Here is an 872-nt window from a genome sequence, read left to right on the forward strand (position 1 = left end):
CTTACGAAAAATCCGGCTGGCAGGAGTTCCTGAACCGGATGGTGAGCCTGTCTGGCAGTCGTTCGGCGCGTATCCTGGTGATGAACAAGGATGCCGACCAAGTGTTCAACGGCGTGCAGGTTAACACCGATGCCAGTGCTCACAAGGCGTTTGTAGAGCACTATGTGAACCTTTGCCCCTGGCGACCCGGATTGGCTTCGCTGCCGCCGGGTAAATTTTATTCCTCATTTCTGGATGGTATCTGCGATCAGAAAACGTTCTACCGGTCCGAGTTCTTCAATGATTGGGCCCGTGGTTTGGATATTCACCATGGTGCCAGCGGAACGGTTTGGCAGCACGAAGGCCAGACCATACAGATGTTTATGCAGCGTACCGGCGGGCAGGGCCATTTTACCCGTAACGAGACCAATGCCTTTAATGCACTAACGCCACATATTCGCCGCGCTCTTCGGCTTGAAGCAATTATCCACCAGCGTAAACAACAGCAGGATTATCTGGAGCAACAAGGCCGGTTCGGTGCCATGTTGTTGCTGAATGTTCGCAAAGAGGTGGTGTACGCCTCCGAGTCTGCCTGGGAAATGCTGCGTGCAGAACCCTCTCTTCGCATGCATACCAGAAAACTGCGTCTAAAGAACAAGGCCGCACAAGATCTACTGGATAGACTGCTCGCCGCTGCCTTCGATGGCAGCAATGTCCATGCCCCGGTAACTGGCGGTGTCGTCCCGGTATGGCGTTGCGGGCGCACGCCCTTGCTCATGCAGGTAATTCCCCTGCACCCGGATGCAGACAGTAGCCTGATGCCGGTCCCCGCGCACGTTGCTATCTATCTGGTGGATGGCGAACAGCAGTCGCAGATGGATCTTGGCAAGCTC

1 protein-coding gene is annotated in these 872 nt (G+C 55.3%); it reads left to right on the plus strand.

Going from position 1 to position 872, the window contains the following annotated elements:
- Positions 1-872 (plus strand): hypothetical protein (locus A3730_RS30815; RefSeq protein WP_063537287.1); only part of this gene is annotated, 872 nt, incomplete at both ends.

Source organism: Alcanivorax sp. HI0044, from assembly GCF_001634945.1.